The sequence below is a fragment of the Deinococcus wulumuqiensis R12 genome (assembly GCF_011067105.1).
Lineage (GTDB): Bacteria > Deinococcota > Deinococci > Deinococcales > Deinococcaceae > Deinococcus > Deinococcus wulumuqiensis.
This window is the reverse complement of sequence record NZ_CP049357.1, coordinates 2095840-2114913: the sequence shown is the minus strand read 5'-3', so window position 1 is coordinate 2114913 and position 19074 is coordinate 2095840. Positions and strand designations below refer to the sequence as shown.

Genomic DNA, 19074 nt, shown 5'->3' with positions numbered 1-19074 from the left:
CTTCGGCGTACCCTGGCCGCATGATTACGGTCGCCAACCGCATTTTCGTGAACCCCGAGCGGGCCGACGCCTTCGAGGAACGCTTTCGCCGTCGCCCACGCCGGGTGGACACGCAGCCGGGTTTCGTTTCCGATCATGTGCTGCGGCCCACGAAAGAGGGCGAACCCTACGTGGTGCTGTCCTTCTGGGAAAGCCGCGAGGCGTTCGAGGCGTGGCGCACCTCGCCGGGCTTCAGGGACGGGCACAAGGGCGGCCGGACGCTGCCCGAGGACACCGTGCTGAGGAATGTCGTCGAGATTCACGAAGTCTTTACCGCGTCGAAGGACGCGGGAGAAGGCTGAGATGACCACCATCCATGACCTGCGCTCTACGTTGCCCCGTGCCGGGCGGCTGGAGTGGATTGGCCTGCGCGAAGGCCGCCGCCTGCCCGTCCGCCCCGTGGGTGAGGCCGAGGCGCACCCTCTGGTCGGTCTGCTCGGCGACCACGGCCGGGTGGCCCCGCCCCGACTGAGCGCCCTGAGCGGCGAACCCGGCGAGGTGGTGACGCCCGCCCATGCCCCGGCGATTCCCGGCGGTCCGGGGCGGCGTCAGGTCACGCTGATTCAGGCCGAACACCTGCCCGTGATCGCGGCGCTCTCGGGCCTGGAAGCTGTGGCGCCCGAACAGTTGCGGCGCAATCTGCTGGTGAGCGGTATTGCGCTGCGGGCGCTGGGGGACCGCCGTTTCTGGGTGGGCGAAGTCCTGCTGGAAGGCACCGGCGAGTGCCACCCCTGCTCGCGCATGGAGGAGAACCTGGGGCCGGGCGGCTACAACGCGGTGCGCGGACACGGTGGCCTGACCGCGCGGGTGATTCGCGGCGGAGTGTTGCGGGTCGGCGACGTGGTGAGGCCCTGGCAAGAGGAGACTTGATTCGCCTGCCCACCCTCGAACACGCGCCGGGGCACTGAACCGGCTGGGGCGTGAAGCCGCGCTACCCTGACGCGGTGAGCCTTCCTGACCCGGTTCGTCCGCCTTTTCGTGCGCCGCGCACGGCCAGAGGGGTCTTCGGCCTGACCCGCCTGATTGTCGAACTCGGCGTGTTCAGCTCGGCGGCGTTCAGCCTCGCCCTGTTCGTGGCGGCCATCTTCCAGGCGTACCACACCATTTCCCACGCCATGAGGCAACTCGGCGAAGACGGCACCGCCAAGCACCTGATGATTGCCGCCGTGGAGCAGGCCGACCTGCTGCTGGTGGGCATGGCCCTGTTGACGATGAGTTTCGGGATGCAGGCGCTGTTCGTCGGGCGGGTCGAGAATGTCCCCGATTGGCTGCACATCCGCAGTTTCGACGACCTCAAAAAGAAGCTCATCGGCATCGTGGTGGTCGCGCTCGGCGTCAATTTCTTTTCGGTGGCGCTGGAGTGGAAGGGCGGCGGCGACCTGCTGACCTACGGCGCGGCGCTGGCGGCAGTCATTCTGGCCCTGAGTGCCTACAGCGTGGTGCTCTCCCGGGGCGGGCACGGGGAGAAGCACCGGGAGGACGATGACGCTTCCCACGCTTGACGCCCGGCTCGGGGCGGTGCTGGACCTCATCCGCGCCGACACCCACGCCGACATCGGCACCGACCACGCCCGGCTGCCGGTGCGGCTGGTGCGCGAAGGCCGCGTCTCACGCTGCGTGGCGGTGGAACTCAACCCCGGTCCGCTGGCCCTGGCCCGGCGCATGGTGGCCCGCGCCCGGCTGAGCGAGCAGATCGACGTGCGGCAGGGCGACGGCTTCGCGCCACTGCTGGCCGGCGAGGTGCAGAGCGCGAGCGTCACGGGCATGGGGGCCTACACCATTTGCGGGATTCTGGAACGGGCAGGCGAGAAGCTGCCGCCCGCACTGGTGCTGCAACCGAACGACTCTCCCCTGTGGCTGCGGACGTGGGCGCGGGCGCGGGGCTATCACCTGCGCTCGGAGCGGTTGCTGCCGGGCCACTGGACCTACCCCGTGCTGCGGCTGGAGCGCGCAGAGGGCGAGGACCCCGCCTACGCCGCCCTGCCCGAAGCCGCCGCCCTGCGCTACGGCCCCCTGCTGCTGCGCGAGGGGCCACCGCTGCTGCTGGAGCGCGTCCGGGCCGATATCGCTCGCCTGACCCCGGTGGCCGCGCCGGGCCGCGAGGCATGGGACGAACTCGCGGCGGCGCGGGAGGCGCTGGCGTGGGTCGAGGGCCGCTGACCCGTTGACCCATTGACCCGTTACCCTTCCACGTTCGTCTCGATCGCCCAGAACTCGGTGCTGACCGTCATGTACAGCGTGCGGCCTTCAGGTCCCCCGAAGCAGAGGTTGCTCACCGTCTGCGGGGTCAGGACGCGCCCGAGTTCCTGGCCGTGTTCGGTCAGGACGTGCACGCCGTCGCCCGCGCTGGCCCAGATGCGCCCTTCCCCGTCCACGCGCAGGCCGTCGGTTTTGCCTTGGTCCACGCTGAACAGCACGCCGAGGTATTCGGCTTCGCCCTGCCCCGTAACCCGGTAGCGGTGTGTCCGGCTGTCGCCCGTGTCGGCCACCAGCAGCTCGCCCGTGCGCGTAAAGGCGAGGCCGTTGGGCTTGACCCGGTCCCGAATTGGCGCGCTCAGGCTGCCGTCGGGCGCCCAGCGAAACACCCAGCGGCCCGGCAACTCCATCTCGCCGCCGTAGCCTTCTTCGGGCTTGTCGATGCCGTAGGTGGGGTCGGAAAACCACAGGCTGCCGTCGGGCGCGAGGCACACGTCGTTGGGGCTGTTGAGTTTCTTGCCCTCGAAGGCGTCGGCCAGCACTTCCCACTCGCCCCCCGGTTGCCGCTGGCGTTCCAGGCGGCGGTGCCCATGCGAGCAGGCCACGAGGTGCCCCTGCGCGTCCAGGCAGTGCCCGTTCTGGTGGTGGCTGGGGTTCATTTCCGGGGCGAGCTGCCCGTCGTCGGTCCAGGCCCAGGTGCGGTTCTGGCGCACGTCGCTGAAAATCACCGCGCTGCGCGAAGGCACGTACACTGGCCCCTCGGCCCAGGTGAAGCCGTCTGCGAGCTTGTGCGCCTCGGCGCCGGTCGGAAAGAGGCTCAGAAATTCGGGGTGGGTGGCCTGAAGGGTCATGGGGGCAGGGTAAAGGGTGCAGGGAACAGGGGAAAGGGAGAAACGTTCAGCTTCCGGTCGCTTCGGCCCGCTTCCACACGCCGTCCCGGCATTCCAGCACCACGGACCGCCCGTTTCTGACGCGCTCGGCGTACGGAATCGGATAGTTTTCCTGCGCTTCCAGCGGCAGCCCCAGCAGGTCACGGGTCAGCGTGCGAATGGCGATGGAATGCGAAAAGGCGACCACGCGCCCGCCGGGAAACGCCGCCTGCACGTCCGCCAGCCAGTCGCGCATCCGGTGGGCCACGTCCTGAAGGCTCTCGCCGCCCGGCACCGCCCGTGTCCAGGGGTCGGCCTGCCACGCGGCGTAGCCTCCGTGCGTCTGCATCTGCGCCAGCGTGTGGCCCTCGTAGTGGCCCAGGTTCAGTTCGCGCAGCCGGGCGTCCAGCCGGAGTTCGGCCTGCGGCAGCGCGAGTTCGGCTGTTTGCCGGGCGCGGGCGAGGTCGCTGGAGTACGCCGCGTCGAAGGTCTGCCCGGCCAGTTCTTCCCGCAGGGCCAACGCCTGTGCCCGCCCGGTGTCGCCCAGCAGATTGTCGGTCCAGCCCTGCCACTGCCCGCCCTCGTTCCAGGCGGTAGCGCCGTGCCGCACGAGAAAAAGGGTGAAGGAAGGTGGGACGCTCAGGGCCGCGCCTCGTAGTCCGGCTGCTCGCTCTCGGTGTTGCCTTCCGCCAGCGCGGGCACCGGGCGGGGTTTGCCGTTCTCGTCCAGCGCGACAAAGATAAAGAGGCCGCTGGTGGCGAGCTGCTGCTCTCCGGAAGCCATGTTTTCGCGGTACACGTCCACCCGGATGGTCATGGACGAGCGCCCCACCTTGATGACGCGGGCGTCGAGCGCCACGGCGTCACCGACGCGGATGGGTACGTGAAAGTCCACCGCGTCCATGCGGGCGGTCACGACGTTGCCCCCGGCGTGCCGCACGGCGGCGACACTGGCGGCCTTGTCCATCAGCGCCAGCACCCAGCCCCCGAAGGCGGTGCCGTGGTAGTTGGTGTCCTTGGGAAACACCAGTTCGAGCATCCGGGCGCGGCTGCGGGGAGCGGGGGTGGTGGGCGGGGTCACGGGAGGATTCACCGGCAGAGGATACCCGCGCCGTGTGCGGCGGCAGGTCACTGCCGGGCGGACACCCACACTGCGCCCGCCTCCTCACTGTCAAGCGGACTGCCCGAAAAAGTAAACAAATGATTTGACACCCTTCGGCAGGCGTGGCACCATGCCCGCACAGCCACAACTTGTACTGCGTTCAGGGGCGAAAAAAAGGCTCCTGTGACGGGAGGTCTTTTCATGAAGCGAACGGGAATGCTCACCCTGCTGGCCCTGTGTGCCGGTTCCGCCCTGGCCGACAAGGTCGTCAACATCGGCTACTCCGGTCCCCTTTCGGGCGGCGCGGCGATGTACGGCAAAGACACCCTCAGCGGCCTGCAAATGGCGGTGGACACCATTAACAAGGCGGGCGGCGTCAGGGTCGGCGGCGAGAAGGTGACCTTCAAGGTGGTCACGCTCGACGACCGTTACCTGCCCAACGAAACGGCCACCAACGTCAAGCGCCTGACCGGGCAGGGCGTGCAGTACATCTTCGTGCCGCACTCGGGCGGGATTCAGGCGGTGCAGCCGCTCGCCGTGCGCGACCCCGAATTCCTGCTGGTGGCCTACTCCTCCGAACCCAAGATTCTGGCGGCCAACAACCCCATGACCTTCATGTTGCCGCCCCGCTACGACAACTACGCGCAGCCCTTCGTGCAGACGCAGATGAAGGCCTTCGGCAAGAAACTCGGTCTGGTGGGGACCTCGACCGCCTATGGCAAGCAGTGGAGCGACCTGATCGAGGCCGAGTGGAAAAAGCAGGGCGGCACCGTGGGGCGCGACAACGCCGTGGACTACAACACCACCGTGGACTTCAGCTCCGCCGTGACCAAGGCGCTCTCCGAAAAGCCCGACGTGCTGTTTATCGGCGGCCCCAGCCAGCCCACCGCGCTGGTCATCAAGGCCGCCCGCGAGCAGGGCTTCAAGGGCGGGTTCATCGTGATGGACCAGGCCAAGTTCGAGCAGATGGAAACGGTCATTCCCAAGAACTACCTCGACGGCAGCGTGGGCGTGCTGCCCACCCGCGACTTCCCCGGCACCCAGGCGTTCGTGGCGCAGTACCAGCGGGCCTTTAAAAAGATTCCCACCAGCGAAGCGGGCCTGAACTACATGGGCATGAACGTGCTCGCCAGGGCGATGGAACTCGCCGGAACCACCAGCGACCCGCGCAAGGTCCGCGCCCAGCTCAACGCGGCGGCCAAGGCGCTCCCGCAGTCGAGGACCATCTACAAGGTCTACGGCGTCACCGCGCAGGGCCATGTGGACGCCGAATTCCTGATCGCCAGCGCCAAGGGCGGCAAGTACACCCGGCTGCGCGTGACGAAGGTCTACAAGTAAGCGAGCGCGTCAGCTCTCCCTGTCCCTGACGGCAGGCGTCCCGCTCGGACAGGGGACGCCTCGCTTTTCCCCTCGACTGCTTTCCCCCCACGGCCCGCCCCCTTCTTCGAGACAGGAGTTTGCCCTTGACCACCTTCTTGCAACAGATTTTCAACGCGCTCGCGCTCGGCGGGGTGTACGCCCTGGTCGCGCTGGGGCTGACGCTGGTGTACGGCGTCATGAAAATCCCCAACTTCGCGCACGGCGGCCTGTACATGCTCGGCGCTTACCTCACCTACGCGGGGCTGTCCACGCTGGGGCTGGGCTACGTGCCCGCGCTGCTGCTCTCTGCCGTCTGTGTGGCGCTGCTCGCCGCGCTGATGGAACGGCTGATTTTTTTCCCGCTGCGCGACGCCCCGCACGTGCATCCCATGATTGCCGCGCTGGGGGTGCTGTTTTTTCTGGAAGCCGGGGTGCAACTGGTATGGGGCGCCGACTTCAAGCAGGTGGCCGAGCCGGTGCCGGGCATCCTCAACCTCGGCGGGGTCACGATCACCTGGCAGCGGCTGATCGTGCTCGCCGCCAGCGTGCTCGCCATGCTGGGGCTGAACTTCTTTCTGCGCCGCACCCTGACCGGGGCCACCATCGAGGCGATGAGCCAGAACCGCGAAGGCGCACGGCTGGTCGGCATCAACACCGCCCAGGTGGGCATGCTGACCTTCGCCATTTCGGGGGCGCTGGCGGCCATCGGCGCGGCGCTGATCGCGCCCATCGTGTCGGTCACGCCCGCCATGGGTGAAATCATGAACCTCAAGGTCTTCGCCATCATCATCCTGGGCGGCATGGGCAGCGTGCCGGGGGCCATCGTGGGGGCCTTTTTGCTGGCCTTCGCCGAGGTCTTCGGCGGGTACATCAACCTCGACTTTGCCGAAGTTATCGGCTTCGCCATGCTGGTGATCGTGCTCGCCATCCGTCCGCAGGGCCTGTTCCGGAGGGCCGCATGACCCGCGCGGGAGGCAGAACGACCGCCGCGTGGCTGTGGATTCCGGCCTTCTTGCTGGCGGCGGCGGTGCCCTTTTTGCAGCCCAGCGGTTTTACGATGGAGCTGCTGATCAACGTGATGATCTGGGCCATGCTCGCCTACGGCCTGAACGTGATGCTGGGCTACGCCGGGCAGTTGCCGCTCGCGCACGCCGGGTTTTTCGGCATCGGGGCGTATGCGGTGGGCATCCTGACCCTCAAAGCGGGCTGGAGTTTCTGGGCGGCGTGGCCGCTGGCGGTGGCGCTGTGTGCGCTGGGCGGGCTGCTGCTGGGGCTGGTGGCCTTCCGCACCAAAGGGGACGCCTTCGCCATCTTCACCCTCGGGGTGGGCGTGATTATTCAGCAGGTCATCAACAAGTGGGACGACCTGACCGGCGGCAACGACGGCCTCAACGGAGTCCCGGCCCCCGGCGGGCTGGACACCTTCGCGCAGGGGCTGGGCCTGAAGACCAGCGGGGGCTTTTACCTGCTGGCGCTGCTTTCGCTGGCCCTCACGGTGCTGGTGGCGGCGCGGGCGCGGCACAGCGTGTTCGGTCGCTCGCTGCTCGCCATCCGGGGCGGGGAAGACCTTGCCCGGAGTGCGGGCATTGACGTGTTCTCGCACAAACTGCGGGCCATGATGCTCTCGACGGCCATCGCGGGCTTTGCGGGCGGGCTGTACGCCGCCTACGTGGGCTTTCTGGGTTCGGCGGTGACGGGGCCGGTGACCACCTTCACCACGCTGCTGTACCTGCTCGTCGGCGGGGTGGGCACGCTGCTCGGGCCGCTGCTCGGCACGGCGCTGATGTACGGGCTGACCCAGCTGCTCAAGGACTTGCAGGACTACCAGTACATCGTGTTCGGCCCGCTGCTGGTGCTGCTGGTGATGTTCATGCCGCAGGGTCTGGTCGGCCTGTGGGAAAAGGTCCGCGCCCGGCGCCGCCCCGCCCCCGTCCCGCACGCGGAGGTGGGCCATGACTGAGACGAGACCCCAACCGCTGCCGCAGACGCCCCTGCTTCAGGTGCAGGACCTCGGCATCCGTTTCGGTGGCCTGCACGCGGTGCGCGACGTGACCGCGAGCCTGCAACCGGGCCGCATCACCGCCATCATCGGCCCCAACGGTGCGGGCAAAAGCACCTTCTTCAACCTGATTTCGGGCTTTTACCAGCCGACCTCGGGGCGCATCACCTTCCGGGGCGAGGACATCACCCGCCTGCGGACCCACGAGGTCGTCGGGCGCGGGATCGCCCGCACCTTCCAGACGACCACCATCTACCAGGAACTCAGCGTGCTCGACAACGCCATGATCGGCCACCGCGTCCGCACCCGCGCCGGGCTGCTCGACGCCCTGCTGCGAACGGGCCGCGAGCGCCGTGACGAGGAGGAAAGCCGCGCCGGAGCGCTGCGGGCGCTGGACCGGGTGGGGCTGGCGGGTCAGGCGACCCTGCCCGCCGGGGCGCTCAATCAGGAAGGCAAGAAACGGGTCGGCATCGCCATGGCGCTCGCCAGTGACCCGCACCTGCTGCTCGACGAACCCGCCGCCGGAATGAACCCCGAGGAGACGGTCAACCTGATGGGCCTGATTCGGGACCTGGTGTCGGGCGGCCTGAGCGTCGCGCTGGTCGAACACAAGATGAGTCTGGTGATGGGGCTGGCCGACGACATTCTGGTGCTGCACCACGGTCAGAAAATCGCGCAGGGCACCCCGGCGCACATCAGCCGCGACCCGGCGGTGGTCGAGGCGTACCTCGGCTCGCACGCGCACGGGGGCCAGATGGGGCAGGAGCAGGCGGGCCGCACTCAGGGGACGGGGGTGAACCATGCTTGAGGTCCGCGACCTGAGCGTCAAGTACGGCAACTTCACGGCGCTGCACTCGGTCAACCTGACGGTCCAGCCCGGTGAAATCGTGGTGCTGCTGGGGGCCAACGGTGCGGGCAAAAGCACGCTGTTTCGCACACTGAGCGGCCTGCAACGCCCGTCACAGGGAAGCGCCACCTGGCAGGGCACCCCGTTGACCGGCGGCAAACCCGAGTTCAACGTGTCGCGCGGCGTGTCGCAGTGTCCCGAGGGCCGCCTGCTGTTTCCCGAACTCAGCGTGGAGAAAAACCTGCGGCTGGGCGCCTATGTCCACCGACGCGACGCGGCAGGCAACGAGCGCGAGCTGGACAAGGTCTACGCGCTTTTCCCGGCGATGGTGGACAAGCGCCACGCCCCGGCGGGCAGCCTCTCGGGGGGGCAGCAGCAGATGGTGGCGATTGGCCGGGCGCTGATGGCGCGGCCCTCGCTGCTGCTGCTCGACGAACCGAGCCTGGGCCTGGCCCCGCTGGTGGTCGAGCAGGTGCTCGCCGCCGCGCAGCAAATCAACGCGCAGGGGGTCAGCGTGCTGCTCGCCGAACAAAACGCCTACGCCGCCCTCGGCATCGCCCACCGGGGGTACGTGCTGGAAAGCGGTCGGGTCACGCTGCAAGGCACGGCGCAGGAACTGATGAACGACGACCGGGTGCGGAGTGCGTACCTGGGGGTGTAGGACAGGCAAAGAGCTGAAGGGGGGTGCGGGCGACGAAGCCGCAGCCCTCTTTCCCTATATTGAAACGAATCGCCATCTCTTTTGGCTGACCCCATTCTGATTCATTGAAGATCGGGTGTTCTTTCTGGGAGTTGTCTTCTCTTGTCAAAGAGTCGGTTGCTGTTGTTATAGTGAGGGCGCTATGAAAACCCCCAGTCGTCTGGTGCTGGCAGGCGCGGGCCTGTGCATGGCGGGCCTGCTGTCCTCCTGCTTTCCTGTTCGTCCTCCCCCTGAAAAACCTGTCACGGTGAAATTCACCTTGCCTGCTGGGGCCGAAACTGAAAAGTTGGCGGTGGCGGCGCTCTACACCACCCGTGACAGTGTCGGAAACGTGGTTCAGAAGCGCGTGGACAACGCTCTGGGGTACGTCTACGGCACCGAGGGCAGCGTGACGCTGCAAAAGGCGCAGCTCGACAAGGTGCTGGCTGACCCGAACTGCCTGCCCTACCGCGCCGACAAGGTCAATCAGGTGACCAACCCCGCCAGCGTGCGAAGCTGCGACATCAATTTCGTGGCCTACGACCCCGCACAGATGACGGGCGACCCCACCACCGCCAACCTGCGCTACCTGACCCACGACACCTACAGCTACGCGAGCGAGGCCTACACCTACACCTCGACCCTCAGCGGCAAAGTCGGGGACGACACCGTGACCTCGCAGGAAACGGGCAGCCGCCGTGCAGGGTGGAGCCTGGTCACGCACCTGGTGCTCAACCCCAGCAGTGCGCCGGGCACCTATCAGGTCACCCGCAACAGCGTGGAAGACAGCCAGCTCAACCTGTCCCGCACCTTGCACCGGCCCAGCGACTACTTCACCAGCATGAGCGTCACCGGAGGCAAGCAATGAAACGTCTTTCCATGAAGGCCCTGCTCGGCGGCGTCTTGCTCACCTCGGCGCTCGTCTCCTGCGGCCAGGGCAGCCCAGCGCCCGACCTCGGCGGCCTGCCCCCCCTGGCGACGGGCATCACGGTGCGTTTTGACGCGGCTCCTGCCGACACTTACCTCACCCTCAGCACCGAGGGCGGCGAAGTGGTCTACCAGAAGGCCGTGGGCGAGGGGGCCAGGTCGTTTACCCCTGACCTGAACGACTGGCGCAACTTGTCGAGCCGCGCCGCTCCCATCAAGCTCAGCAGCGGCGTGACCACCGAAGCCCTGCTGTTCCTGAAATGGGGCATGTTTCAGGACAAGAACAAGAGCGGCAAACCCGACGACGGCGAGTGGCTCGACCGCATGACCCACGACCGCGTGGCCTACGCCGAAAAAGCCGTCAAGGTCGAGTTCGACACCGAAACGCCCCCCATGCACCACCTCTGGACGCTGAACCAGGGCTGGAGCCGCGCCGAGCACTACGTCTACCGCCCGCTGGGGAGCGGCACCTTCCAGCGCCTCTCGCGCAGCACGGCGCTGTGGGACTTCTGGCTGCACCCGGCGACGCCTCTGACCAGCATGTAATACGGATTCCGCTTAATTCCTGCACAGTCGGGAAAGCGCCGCCTGTGCATCCATATCGCAGAATCCGTATTTTTTCCTACTCGCATCCGCTCGGATTGAATCTGAAACTACCAGATTCAATCGGAATCCGTATAAGACGGCCCATCACCCGAAAGGAGCGCGGAGAGCAGGTGGTCCGCGCTTCTCATTTTTTGCTCCCGGGCGGCCCTGTCCAGTCCCTTCAAACGGTGACATGCTCTCCCCAAAACAGAGTGCAGACGGCGTATTCTTGGGCTTATGACCCAGTCGCACGACGAGCAGGCGCAGACCATGATGTGGGGCGGCAACGCGGCCTTCATCGAGGGGCTGTACGAAAGTTATCTGACCGACCCGGCTTCGGTGGACCCCGAGTGGCGCAATTACTTCGACGCCATGCGCGGCGGCGCTGCCGAGCGCGTCCACAGCGAGGTGCAGCGGCGCTTCTACGACCTCGGCACCCAGCGCCGGGGCGGGGCCGTCGTGCCGGTGCCGCAGGGCGTCAGCGGCGCTCAGCAGGCGGCGGGCGCCCTCGTGACCGCCTACCGCGTCTACGGCCACATCAGCGCCAGGACCAACCCCCTCAAGCTGCGCGGCATTCCCACCGTGCCCGAACTGACCCCCGAGTTCTACGGGCTGTCCGAGGCCGACCTCAGCGAGCAGGTGCAGGACGGCCCCTTCAGCGGCACCCTGCGTGAAGTCATCGGGCAGCTTCAGGCCACCTACTGCGGCCCCATCGGGTTCGAGTTCAACTACCTGCCCGCCACCGAGCGGGCGTGGTTCCAGGAGCGCATCGAAAAAGGCCGGGGCCAGTACCCATTCAGCCGTGACGAGCGCCGCCGCCTGATGCACAAGCTCAACGCCGCCGAGGGGCTGGAGCTGTACCTCAAGAACCGTTACCCCGGCGTCAAGCGCTTCGGGCTGGAAGGCGGCGAGAGCTTCATTCCGCTGATGGACCGCATCATCCAGCAGGCGGGCGGCAAATACGGCGTCAAGGAAGTCGTGGTGGGCATGGCGCACCGTGGGCGCCTGAACACGCTGGTCAACATCTTCGGCAAGCCCTCGGGCACGCTGTTCGACGAGTTCGACGGCAAGAAGAAAATCAGCGACGACCCGGATATCGCGGGCGACGTGAAGTACCACATGGGCTACTCCAGCGACGTGCGCACCCCCGGCGGCCCCATGCACCTCGCGCTGGCCTTCAACCCCTCGCACCTGGAAATCGTGTCGCCCGTCGTTCACGGCTCGGTGCGTGCCCGCCAGGACCGCCGGGGCGACACCGAGCGCAAGCAGGTGCTGCCCATCACCGTGCACGGCGACGCCGCCGTGTCGGGGCAGGGCGTGGTCATGGAGACGCTGAACTTCTCGCGTCTGCGCGGCTTTACCACCGGCGGGGCGATTCGCATCGTCATCAACAACCAGATCGGCTTTACCATCTCTGACCCCCGTGACACCCGGTCCAGCCGCTACTGCACCGACGTCGCCAAGATCGCCAACGCGCCCGTGCTGCACGTCAACGGCGACGACCCCGAAGCGGTGGCGTTTTGCGGCGACCTCGCCATCGCCTACCGCCAGGAATTCGGCAAGGACGTGTTCATCGACCTGATCTGCTTCCGGCGCAACGGCCACAACGAGGGCGACGAGCCGCGCATGACCCAGCCGGTGATGTACCGCGAAATCGACCAGCACCCCGGCACCCGCGCGCTGTACGCCGCCAAACTGGAAAGTGAGGGCGTGCTGGACGCGGGCGAAGGCGACAAACTGGTCGGCACCTTCCGCGACCGCCTCGACCGGGGCGACACCGTGGTCGAGGAAATGGAAAACCTCGAACAGAGCAAGCTCGCGGTGGACTGGAGCGACTACACCGGCACCCACTGGAAAGACGACGAGGTGGCCACCGCCGTGCCCGAGGCGAAGCTGCGCGAACTGGGCCTGAAGCTCGCGCAGGTGCCGGACGGCTTCAAGGTCCACCGCACCATCGAGCGCACGGTCATCAAGGCGCGTGAAGCGATGAGCCGGGGCGAGCAGCCGCTCGACTGGGGCATGGGCGAAATGCTGGCCTACGCCTCGCTGCTCGACGAGGGCTTCCATATTCGCCTCGACGGTCAGGACTCGGGGCGCGGCACCTTCGTTCACCGCCACGCCGTGCTGCACGACCAGGCCGCCACCAACCCGCTCGAAGAGGAGTACATGGCGCTCGCCCACCTCTCGCCCGAGCAGGGCCGGGTGGAAGTCATCGACTCGACCCTGTCCGAGGAAGCGGTGCTGGCCTTCGAGTACGGCTACTCGACCAGCGAACCCAAAGCCCTGATCGCCTGGGAAGCGCAGTTCGGTGACTTCGCCAACGGTGCGCAGGCGGTGGTGGACCAGTTCCTGTCGGCGGGCGAAAGCAAGTGGCAGCGCCTGAGCGGGCTGACCATGCTGCTGCCGCACGGCTACGAAGGTGCGGGTCCCGAACACTCCAGCGCCCGCCTGGAGCGCTACCTGCAACTGTGCGCCCAGAACAACATGCAGGTCGTGGTGCCCAGCAGCGCCGCGCAGATTTTCCACCTGCTGCGCCGTCAGGTGCTGCGCCCGTACCGCAAGCCCCTGATCGTCATGACCCCCAAGAGCCTGCTGCGCAACAAGCTCGCCATGTCGCCGCTGAGCGAACTGACGAACGGGGCCTTCCAGGAAGTCATCGGTGACCGCGAGGTCCAGAGCGCCCGCCGCGTGGTGCTGTCCAGCGGCAAACTGCACTGGGAACTCACCGAGGCCCGTGACAAGGACAAGGAAGGCTACGCGGGCACCGCGCTCATTCGTCTGGAGCAGCTCTACCCCTTCCCCGCCGAGGAAGTGAAGGCCGAACTCGCCCGGCACCCCGGCGCCCAGGTCGTGTGGGCACAGGAAGAACCCGAAAACCAGGGCGCGTGGCTGATGATCTGGGAAGACCTGGAACGCTGCCTCCAGCCCGGCCAGACACTCACCCACGCCAGCCGCCCGCGCTCGGCCAGCACCGCCGTCGGGTACACCAGCGTGCATATCAAGGAACAGGCCAAGGTCATCGCCGACGCTCTGGGCGAACCCGTCACCCGCAAGGACGTGGAAGCCCAGGTGGACCTGACCCGCGAGGCGAGCGCCCAGGGCTGAGGCCGGGCACGCCGGGAAAGCGGAGGGGGAGAGGAGGGCCGCGTGCCTTCCCTCCCCCCGCTCCGTTTTGACCTTCTGGACCCAGCCCCAGGCGGTACGCTGAGCCATGCGCCCTTTTGCTGCCCTGCCGACGCTCGCCACTGCCCTGCTGCTTCTCGGTGCCACTGCCCAGGCGCAGCTGTACGGTCCGCCTGCTCCCCCGGCGCCGCCCGTCGCGCCCGCAGCGCCGGTGACACCACCGGTCACACCACCGAGCACCCCGGCAGCGGGCCTGGCCCTGGGTGCCCCCCAGGACACCCTGCGCGAGTACCGCCTGAGCGAAACGACCCGGCTGCGCTACGACGACGTGCAGGTCGAGGTGTCCGGGGGCACGCCGGAACAGGCTGCCCCCCTGCAAAACAGCTTCCGCGAGGCGCTGCGGGCACGCGAGGGCGAGCGCACCCTCACCTACAAGCAGTTCCTGAAAGTCCTGCCTGCCGACGGCACGCCGGGGCGCTACCTCTGGAACAGCATCAGCAGCGAGGGGGGCCGCTCGGTGTCGTCGCGCTCGCTGCGCACCCTCGGCGCGGCGGGCGAGGGCAGCCTGGCCTACCAGCCGGACGCAGTCCCAGTGCCGGGCGACCCCACCCTGGCGCTGCTCACGGCCCAGATTCAGGCCGAACTCGCCCGCACCCACGCCGAACTGCTCGCGGGCTTCGACCCGGCCAGTTTCGGGCTGCTCACGGGCACGGCGCAGAGTGGCCCGCTCAGCCCAGGACCGCTCAGACCAGGACCGCTCAGACCAGGGCAGGCCTTTACGCGGGTCAAAACCCTGCAACCCGCGCACCCCCTGGCGACCCTGCCGGGCCAAAAGGTGGCCGGGGCACCGCTGCAAGTCGAGCAGCAACTGCGCTTCGAGAGCGAGCAGGACGGCCAGCTCGTCTTTTTCCGGCAGGCGCGGGTGCTGCAACCCGGGCAGGTCGTCACCGGCAGCGCCGACCTGCTGCTGACCCTGGCCCGCTACGTCTACGACGGCGAACTGCGCCTGACCCCGGATGGCCTGCCCGTCAGTGCCAGCCGTGACGAGGCGTCCGTCATTCGGGTCACGGGCCGGATGAACCAGGGCGACCTCACGCTCACCTTCGGCCTGACGGTGACCAGTACCTCGGTGCTGACCCTGACGCCGGTCAAGTAAGCCTTCTGGCCTACCCGGCCCGCCCGCGCCCGGGTGTACGCTGCCCCCCGTGACCCCCACTTCCGCCTCCCCGCGCCTGCCTGCCGGAGCCAGGGCCAGAGCGCCCCAGGTTCTGAGCTGCCTGGAAACGCTCTACCCCGACGCCCGCACCGAACTCGTCTTCAACACGCCTTTTGAACTGCTCGTGGCGACGGTCCTCTCCGCACAGGCCACCGACGTGAGCGTCAACGCCGCCACTCCCGCCCTGTTTGCCGCCTACCCCGACGCCCACGCCCTGAGTACAGCGACGGCGGAAGAGATCGAGCCGTACATCCGTTCTATCGGGCTGTACCGGGGCAAGGCGAAGAATCTGGCGGCCCTCGCCCGGCTGCTGGTGGAGCGGCACGGCGGCGAAGTGCCCAACGACTTCGCCGCCGTGGTGGCCCTGCCCGGTGCGGGCCGCAAGACGGCCAACGTGGTCCTGAGCAACGCCTACGGCTTTCCCGCCATCGCGGTGGACACCCATGTAGGCCGCCTCTCTCGCCGCCTGGGGCTGAGCGTACAGACCAACCCCGACAAGGTGGAACTCGACCTGCAAAAGCTCTTTCCCCGCGAGAAATGGGTATTTTTGCACCACGCCCTGATTCTGCATGGCCGCCGGGTCTGCTTTGCCCGCAAGCCCAACTGCCCCGGCTGCGTGATGGCCGACTTTTGCCCGAAGGTGGGGGTGGAGCATGTCGCGGTCTGAGGTTACCCCTCTGCTCTCGGCATTCCTCTCGCTGCACTCCGGGCGGCAAGCATGACCTGGCGTTTTTCCCGGCAGGTCTGGCTGTACCTCGCCGCCGTCTTTTCCTTCGGGTTGTCGCAGGCGTTCGCGGCTCTGTTTCTGAACTTCTACCTGCGGGCGCTGGGGCTGGACGCCGCGTGGCAGGGGGTCATCAACGCGCTTCCGGCGGTCAGCATGGCGCTGCTGAGCCTTCCGGCGGTGGCCCTGGCCCGGCGCATCAGCAACGCGCACACGCTCAAGATCGGGGCGGCGCTGGGGGCGCTCGGAACGGCGCTGCTCGCCCTGTCGCAGGGGCCGGTGCAGGCGATCATCGGCGTGGCGGTGCAGGGCGCGGGCGCGGCGCTGACGATGGTGGCGGGCGGCCCCTTCATGGCGAACAACACCGACGAGAAAAACCGCGTGACCCTGTTCAGCCTGCAAAACGCCCTGATGACCGGCGCGGGCTTCCTGGGCAACCTGCTGGGAGGCCGGGTGCCCGAACTGTACGCGGCGGCCACCGCCAGTGACCCCAGCGGTCTGGGGGCGCTGCGGGCAGCGCTGCTGGTGGCGACGGCGTTTCAGATCGTGGGGCTGTTGCCGGTCCTGGGGCTGCGGCCCACCGGCAAGACCCAGCCCGGGGGCCGGTCCTTCGCGGTGCGTGACAAGGCGAGCATGGCGCGGCTGGTGCTGCCCAACGTGCTGGTCGGGCTGGGGGCGGGCGCGACCATTCCCTTTCTCAACATCTTTATCGAGGGCAAGTTTCAGGTGTCCTACGCCAGCCTGGGCAGTCTGTTCGCCTGGACCAGCCTCGCCACCGCCGTCACGGTCCTTATCCAGCCCGCACTGGTGCGTTCGCTGGGGCAGCTGCGGGCCGTGCTGGCCGTGCAGGCGAGCAGTCTGCCGTTTCTGGCGATGCTGGGCTTTTCGCCTTTTTTGTGGATGGTCACGGCGGCGCTGTTTACCCGGGGGGCACTGATGAACGCGGCGGGGCCGGTCTACAGCGCCTACGCCATGACGCTGCTGCCCGAGGAGGACCGCCCCATGTATTCGGCGGTGAACATGATCGCCTGGAATATGGGCTGGGCGCTGAGCAGCGTGCTTTCGGGCGTGGTGCGCGGGGCGCTGCAGTTCGGCCCGGCCTTCAACGTGCTGTTCGGCTGGACGCTGGCGATGTACGCGGCGAGCATTCTGGCCATCTATTTCGGTCTGTATCGCCGGGCAGGGGCCGGGGCGCAGGCGAGCAGAGTACACTGAGGGCGATGAGTGAGCTGACTCCTTTGCAGCGCCTGCACCGTATTCAGGCCATTGACCTGAATCTCGACCGTCTGCGAGCCGAGGAGGGCAACTTCCCCGATGACCTGCGCTCGGCCCGCGCCGAACAGGACCGGCTGAACAACGACCTTGAGGACACCGAAATCACCCTGGAAGGGGTGGAAAAGCGGGTGCGCCAGCACGAGCAGGACCTCGCCAGTCTGCGCGAACAGGTGGCCCGCGCCCGTGAGGAACAGGAGAAAAACGCCTTCGACGCCCGCGCCCAGAGCCAGTACGGCAGCCGCATCCAGCAGCTCGAGGAGCGGGCCGAGGAACTTGAAGAGGACCTCGCCCCCCTGCGCGAGCGTGTGCGCGAACTCAGCGACAAGGCGAGCGGCCTGCGCGAGCAGCACCGCGCCCTGCGCCCGCAACTCGGCGAACTCGAAACCCGCGACGAAACCCGCATTCAGGACCTGCGGGACCAGGGCGCGGACGAACGCCAGGAACGCGCCGACCTGACCGTTGGCCTTGACGCCCGCACCGTCAAGGAATACGACCAGATTCGCAAGGCGAAAAAAGGCGTGGGCCTCGCCGAAGTCAGGGGCGGGCGCTGCTCGGCCTGCAACGTGGTGCTGCCGGTCAACGTGCAGCAAAAGGTGGCCCAGGGCAAGCTGCCCCCGGTCAAGTGCCCTTCGTGCGGCCGCTTCCTGATTCGTCTGGACGCCTGACCCTTCCGGAGCGAAAGCCCCACCCGCCAGTTTTGGTTCGGGTGGGGCTTTTCTGGTGGGGTGCGGCCTTATACGGATTCCGCTTCATTCCTGCACAGTCGGGCCTATACAGTTGGGAAGGCGCCGCCTGTGCATCCATATCGCGTAACCCGTATTTTTTCCTACTCGCATCCGCTCTGCTGCGCAGCTTTGCAAGTCGGATTGAATCTGGTAGTTTCAGATTCAATCGGAATCCGTATTAGCTGTCCTGTTTTACGGCCTCGGGCACCACCTGCGCCGGGGTGACCGCAGCCGGGGTGACGTGCGCGGCCTGCTGGGGAATGACTGCGGCGGCGGCCACCGGGACGCCCTGCGCCGCCTGAATCTGGGGCTGCGCGGCGACGACCTGCACTGGGGCGGGCTGGACCGGAGCAGCCGAGGACGTGGCCGGGCCGGTGTCCCGCAAGGCCCCGTCGAATTCTTCTTTCAGGCCCTGGGTGCTGCGCCGGAACTCGCGCAGGCTCGCGCCGATGCTCTTGCCGAGTTCAGGCAGTTTGCGCGGGCCGAAGACCAGCAGGGCCACGAGCAGGATAATCAGGATTTCAGGTGCGCCGAGGTTGGGCATAGGAGTCTCCTTGGGGAACCGCGCCGGGGCGGCTCAATGCTTGCCAGTGTAGCCCCGGCAGGTCAAAGCAAAGTTAAACGGGGGTTGGAAACTGGCTCAGTCAAGCTCCCCGCTATTTTCTCGGCCCTGCTGAGCGGTGAGGGCACTGGCGAGGGTACCCTCTAAAGCGATGCAACGCACTGCCTCCTTCCAGACCTTCTTGGTCGAGATGTGGAAGTATTGATGGACAAGTTTGTTTCTCAAAGCCTTGTAGGCTCTGAAATCAATGCTGCGATGCTGCTCCCATTCCTCTCTTGGAATTGCCGCGCAGGCCTCACCAAAACGGGTCAACTGCCAAATAACAGCGTCAATGACTGCTTTCTCAGAGTGCGTCGGTCGGGCTGACACGAATCTCGCTTCTTCTATGAGGGAGAGGTGCCTCTTAAGTGCATGGATGCAATCAAGCATGTGCCTAAGTCTGTCTGAAAGCTCAGGTGCTCCAGTACCGCCTCCTATCCCATAGATGATGAGATTCCCCTCAAGGTCAAGTCTGAGCACTCCACCGACCAAACGCGGCAAGTCATTGAAAACGTCTTCCTGTTCGACCGCGAAAAGCGCAGCTACATCAGCTTCATCAACCGCTTCTTCTAGAAGGTCCTTACCTGAGGAGTAGCTCAGGCTGAGAAGCAGTCTCCTCTCCGTATGGTCAGAAGTCGGTTCTGTGAGACCCAGAGCGATGGCATCTATGCCTCTCGTCCTCATCAGGGCAGCCAGTTCAAGAGATTTCGTTAGAACGTCATTGTAGTCACGCATTTGTGAAGGCTACAGCGCAAACTCTGAGCAGTATTGGCCGTCCAAATAACCACACTTCGTGCATAGCCTGGCTC

Annotated in this window: 21 protein-coding genes; 16 read left to right on the top strand and 5 right to left on the bottom strand. The window is 67.0% G+C overall.

The window, feature by feature from the left end; genetic code table 11:
• Positions 1–20 precede the first annotated feature (20 nt).
• From G6R31_RS10285 to G6R31_RS10270, 4 genes are all read left to right on the top strand, one after another.
• Entirely contained in the window at positions 21–341 is a 321-nt protein-coding gene (locus G6R31_RS10285; protein ID WP_017870552.1) for an antibiotic biosynthesis monooxygenase family protein, read from the top strand.
• A gap of 1 nt (position 342) precedes the next feature.
• A complete protein-coding gene (locus G6R31_RS10280; protein WP_017870553.1) occupies positions 343–909 on the top strand; it encodes an MOSC domain-containing protein in 567 nt (188 codons plus the stop codon).
• Positions 910–983: 74 nt separating this feature from the next.
• On the top strand, positions 984–1541 hold the full coding sequence (locus G6R31_RS10275) for a YqhA family protein (RefSeq protein WP_025567554.1): 558 nt from the start codon (positions 984–986) through the stop codon (positions 1539–1541).
• A complete protein-coding gene (locus G6R31_RS10270) occupies positions 1522–2199 on the top strand; it encodes a tRNA (adenine(22)-N(1))-methyltransferase TrmK (protein ID WP_017870555.1) in 678 nt (225 codons plus the stop codon). Before G6R31_RS10275 ends, G6R31_RS10270 begins: the two co-directional genes overlap by 20 nt.
• Positions 2200–2219: 20 nt before the next feature.
• Here G6R31_RS10270 and G6R31_RS10265 read toward each other — a convergent pair whose 3' ends face one another.
• Genes G6R31_RS10265 through G6R31_RS10255 form a run of 3 tightly spaced genes read right to left on the bottom strand, consistent with a single transcriptional unit; the run spans position 2220 to position 4142 of the window.
• Positions 2220–3086: an SMP-30/gluconolactonase/LRE family protein gene (locus tag G6R31_RS10265; RefSeq protein WP_017870556.1), complete on the bottom strand. Its 867-nt coding sequence runs from the start codon at positions 3084–3086 to the stop codon at positions 2220–2222.
• Between the two features lie 46 nt (positions 3087–3132).
• Entirely contained in the window at positions 3133–3714 is a 582-nt protein-coding gene (locus G6R31_RS10260; protein WP_017870557.1) for a histidine phosphatase family protein, read from the bottom strand.
• 29 nt (positions 3715–3743) lie between these two features.
• Positions 3744–4142, bottom strand: coding sequence for an acyl-CoA thioesterase (locus G6R31_RS10255; RefSeq protein WP_051056489.1), 399 nt, complete (start codon positions 4140–4142; stop codon positions 3744–3746).
• Positions 4143–4406: 264 nt separating this feature from the next.
• Between G6R31_RS10255 and G6R31_RS10250 the strand changes: the two genes are divergently transcribed.
• From G6R31_RS10250 to G6R31_RS10195, 12 genes are all read left to right on the top strand, one after another.
• Positions 4407–5543 carry an ABC transporter substrate-binding protein gene (locus tag G6R31_RS10250; RefSeq protein ID WP_025567557.1) on the top strand — a complete coding sequence of 379 codons (1137 nt, stop codon included), beginning with the start codon at positions 4407–4409 and terminating at the stop codon, positions 5541–5543.
• Between the two features lie 125 nt (positions 5544–5668).
• The gene (locus G6R31_RS10245) at positions 5669–6526 is read left to right on the top strand and encodes a branched-chain amino acid ABC transporter permease (protein ID WP_017870560.1); all 858 of its coding nucleotides are present in this window, start codon (positions 5669–5671) and stop codon (positions 6524–6526) included.
• Positions 6523–7524, top strand: a complete 1002-nt coding sequence (locus G6R31_RS10240) for a branched-chain amino acid ABC transporter permease (protein ID WP_017870561.1) — start codon at positions 6523–6525, stop codon at positions 7522–7524. The genes G6R31_RS10245 and G6R31_RS10240 overlap by 4 nt, the downstream gene beginning before the upstream one ends.
• Complete coding sequence (locus G6R31_RS10235; RefSeq protein ID WP_017870562.1) at positions 7517–8371, top strand: ABC transporter ATP-binding protein; 855 nt, start codon at positions 7517–7519, stop codon at positions 8369–8371. The genes G6R31_RS10240 and G6R31_RS10235 overlap by 8 nt, the downstream gene beginning before the upstream one ends.
• Positions 8364–9071 carry an ABC transporter ATP-binding protein gene (locus G6R31_RS10230; protein WP_017870563.1) on the top strand — a complete coding sequence of 236 codons (708 nt, stop codon included), beginning with the start codon at positions 8364–8366 and terminating at the stop codon, positions 9069–9071. Before G6R31_RS10235 ends, G6R31_RS10230 begins: the two co-directional genes overlap by 8 nt.
• Before the next feature lie 181 nt (positions 9072–9252).
• Positions 9253–9957: a hypothetical protein gene (locus G6R31_RS10225; RefSeq protein WP_017870564.1), complete on the top strand. Its 705-nt coding sequence runs from the start codon at positions 9253–9255 to the stop codon at positions 9955–9957.
• Positions 9954–10562 (top strand): hypothetical protein, encoded by a 609-nt coding sequence (locus G6R31_RS10220; protein ID WP_017870565.1) that lies wholly within the window; start codon positions 9954–9956, stop codon positions 10560–10562. The genes G6R31_RS10225 and G6R31_RS10220 overlap by 4 nt, the downstream gene beginning before the upstream one ends.
• Positions 10563–10838: 276 nt before the next feature.
• Complete coding sequence (locus tag G6R31_RS10215) at positions 10839–13706, top strand: 2-oxoglutarate dehydrogenase E1 component (RefSeq protein WP_017870566.1); 2868 nt, start codon at positions 10839–10841, stop codon at positions 13704–13706.
• A gap of 106 nt (positions 13707–13812) precedes the next feature.
• A complete protein-coding gene (locus G6R31_RS10210) occupies positions 13813–14880 on the top strand; it encodes a hypothetical protein (RefSeq protein ID WP_017870567.1) in 1068 nt (355 codons plus the stop codon).
• A gap of 49 nt (positions 14881–14929) precedes the next feature.
• Positions 14930–15607, top strand: a complete 678-nt coding sequence (gene nth, locus G6R31_RS10205; RefSeq protein WP_017870568.1) for an endonuclease III — start codon at positions 14930–14932, stop codon at positions 15605–15607.
• 51 nt (positions 15608–15658) lie between these two features.
• Positions 15659–16879 (top strand): MFS transporter, encoded by a 1221-nt coding sequence (locus G6R31_RS10200; RefSeq protein WP_017870569.1) that lies wholly within the window; start codon positions 15659–15661, stop codon positions 16877–16879.
• A gap of 5 nt (positions 16880–16884) precedes the next feature.
• Positions 16885–17604, top strand: coding sequence for a zinc ribbon domain-containing protein (locus G6R31_RS10195; RefSeq protein WP_017870570.1), 720 nt, complete (start codon positions 16885–16887; stop codon positions 17602–17604).
• 238 nt (positions 17605–17842) lie between these two features.
• Here the strand turns inward: G6R31_RS10195 and tatA are convergent, their stop codons facing one another.
• Positions 17843–18208 carry a twin-arginine translocase TatA/TatE family subunit gene (gene tatA / locus G6R31_RS17035; protein ID WP_017870571.1) on the bottom strand — a complete coding sequence of 122 codons (366 nt, stop codon included), beginning with the start codon at positions 18206–18208 and terminating at the stop codon, positions 17843–17845.
• A 96-nt stretch (positions 18209–18304) separates the two neighbouring features.
• Complete coding sequence (locus G6R31_RS10185; protein ID WP_081608260.1) at positions 18305–19000, bottom strand: HepT-like ribonuclease domain-containing protein; 696 nt, start codon at positions 18998–19000, stop codon at positions 18305–18307.
• Positions 19001–19074: the final 74 nt, after the last annotated feature.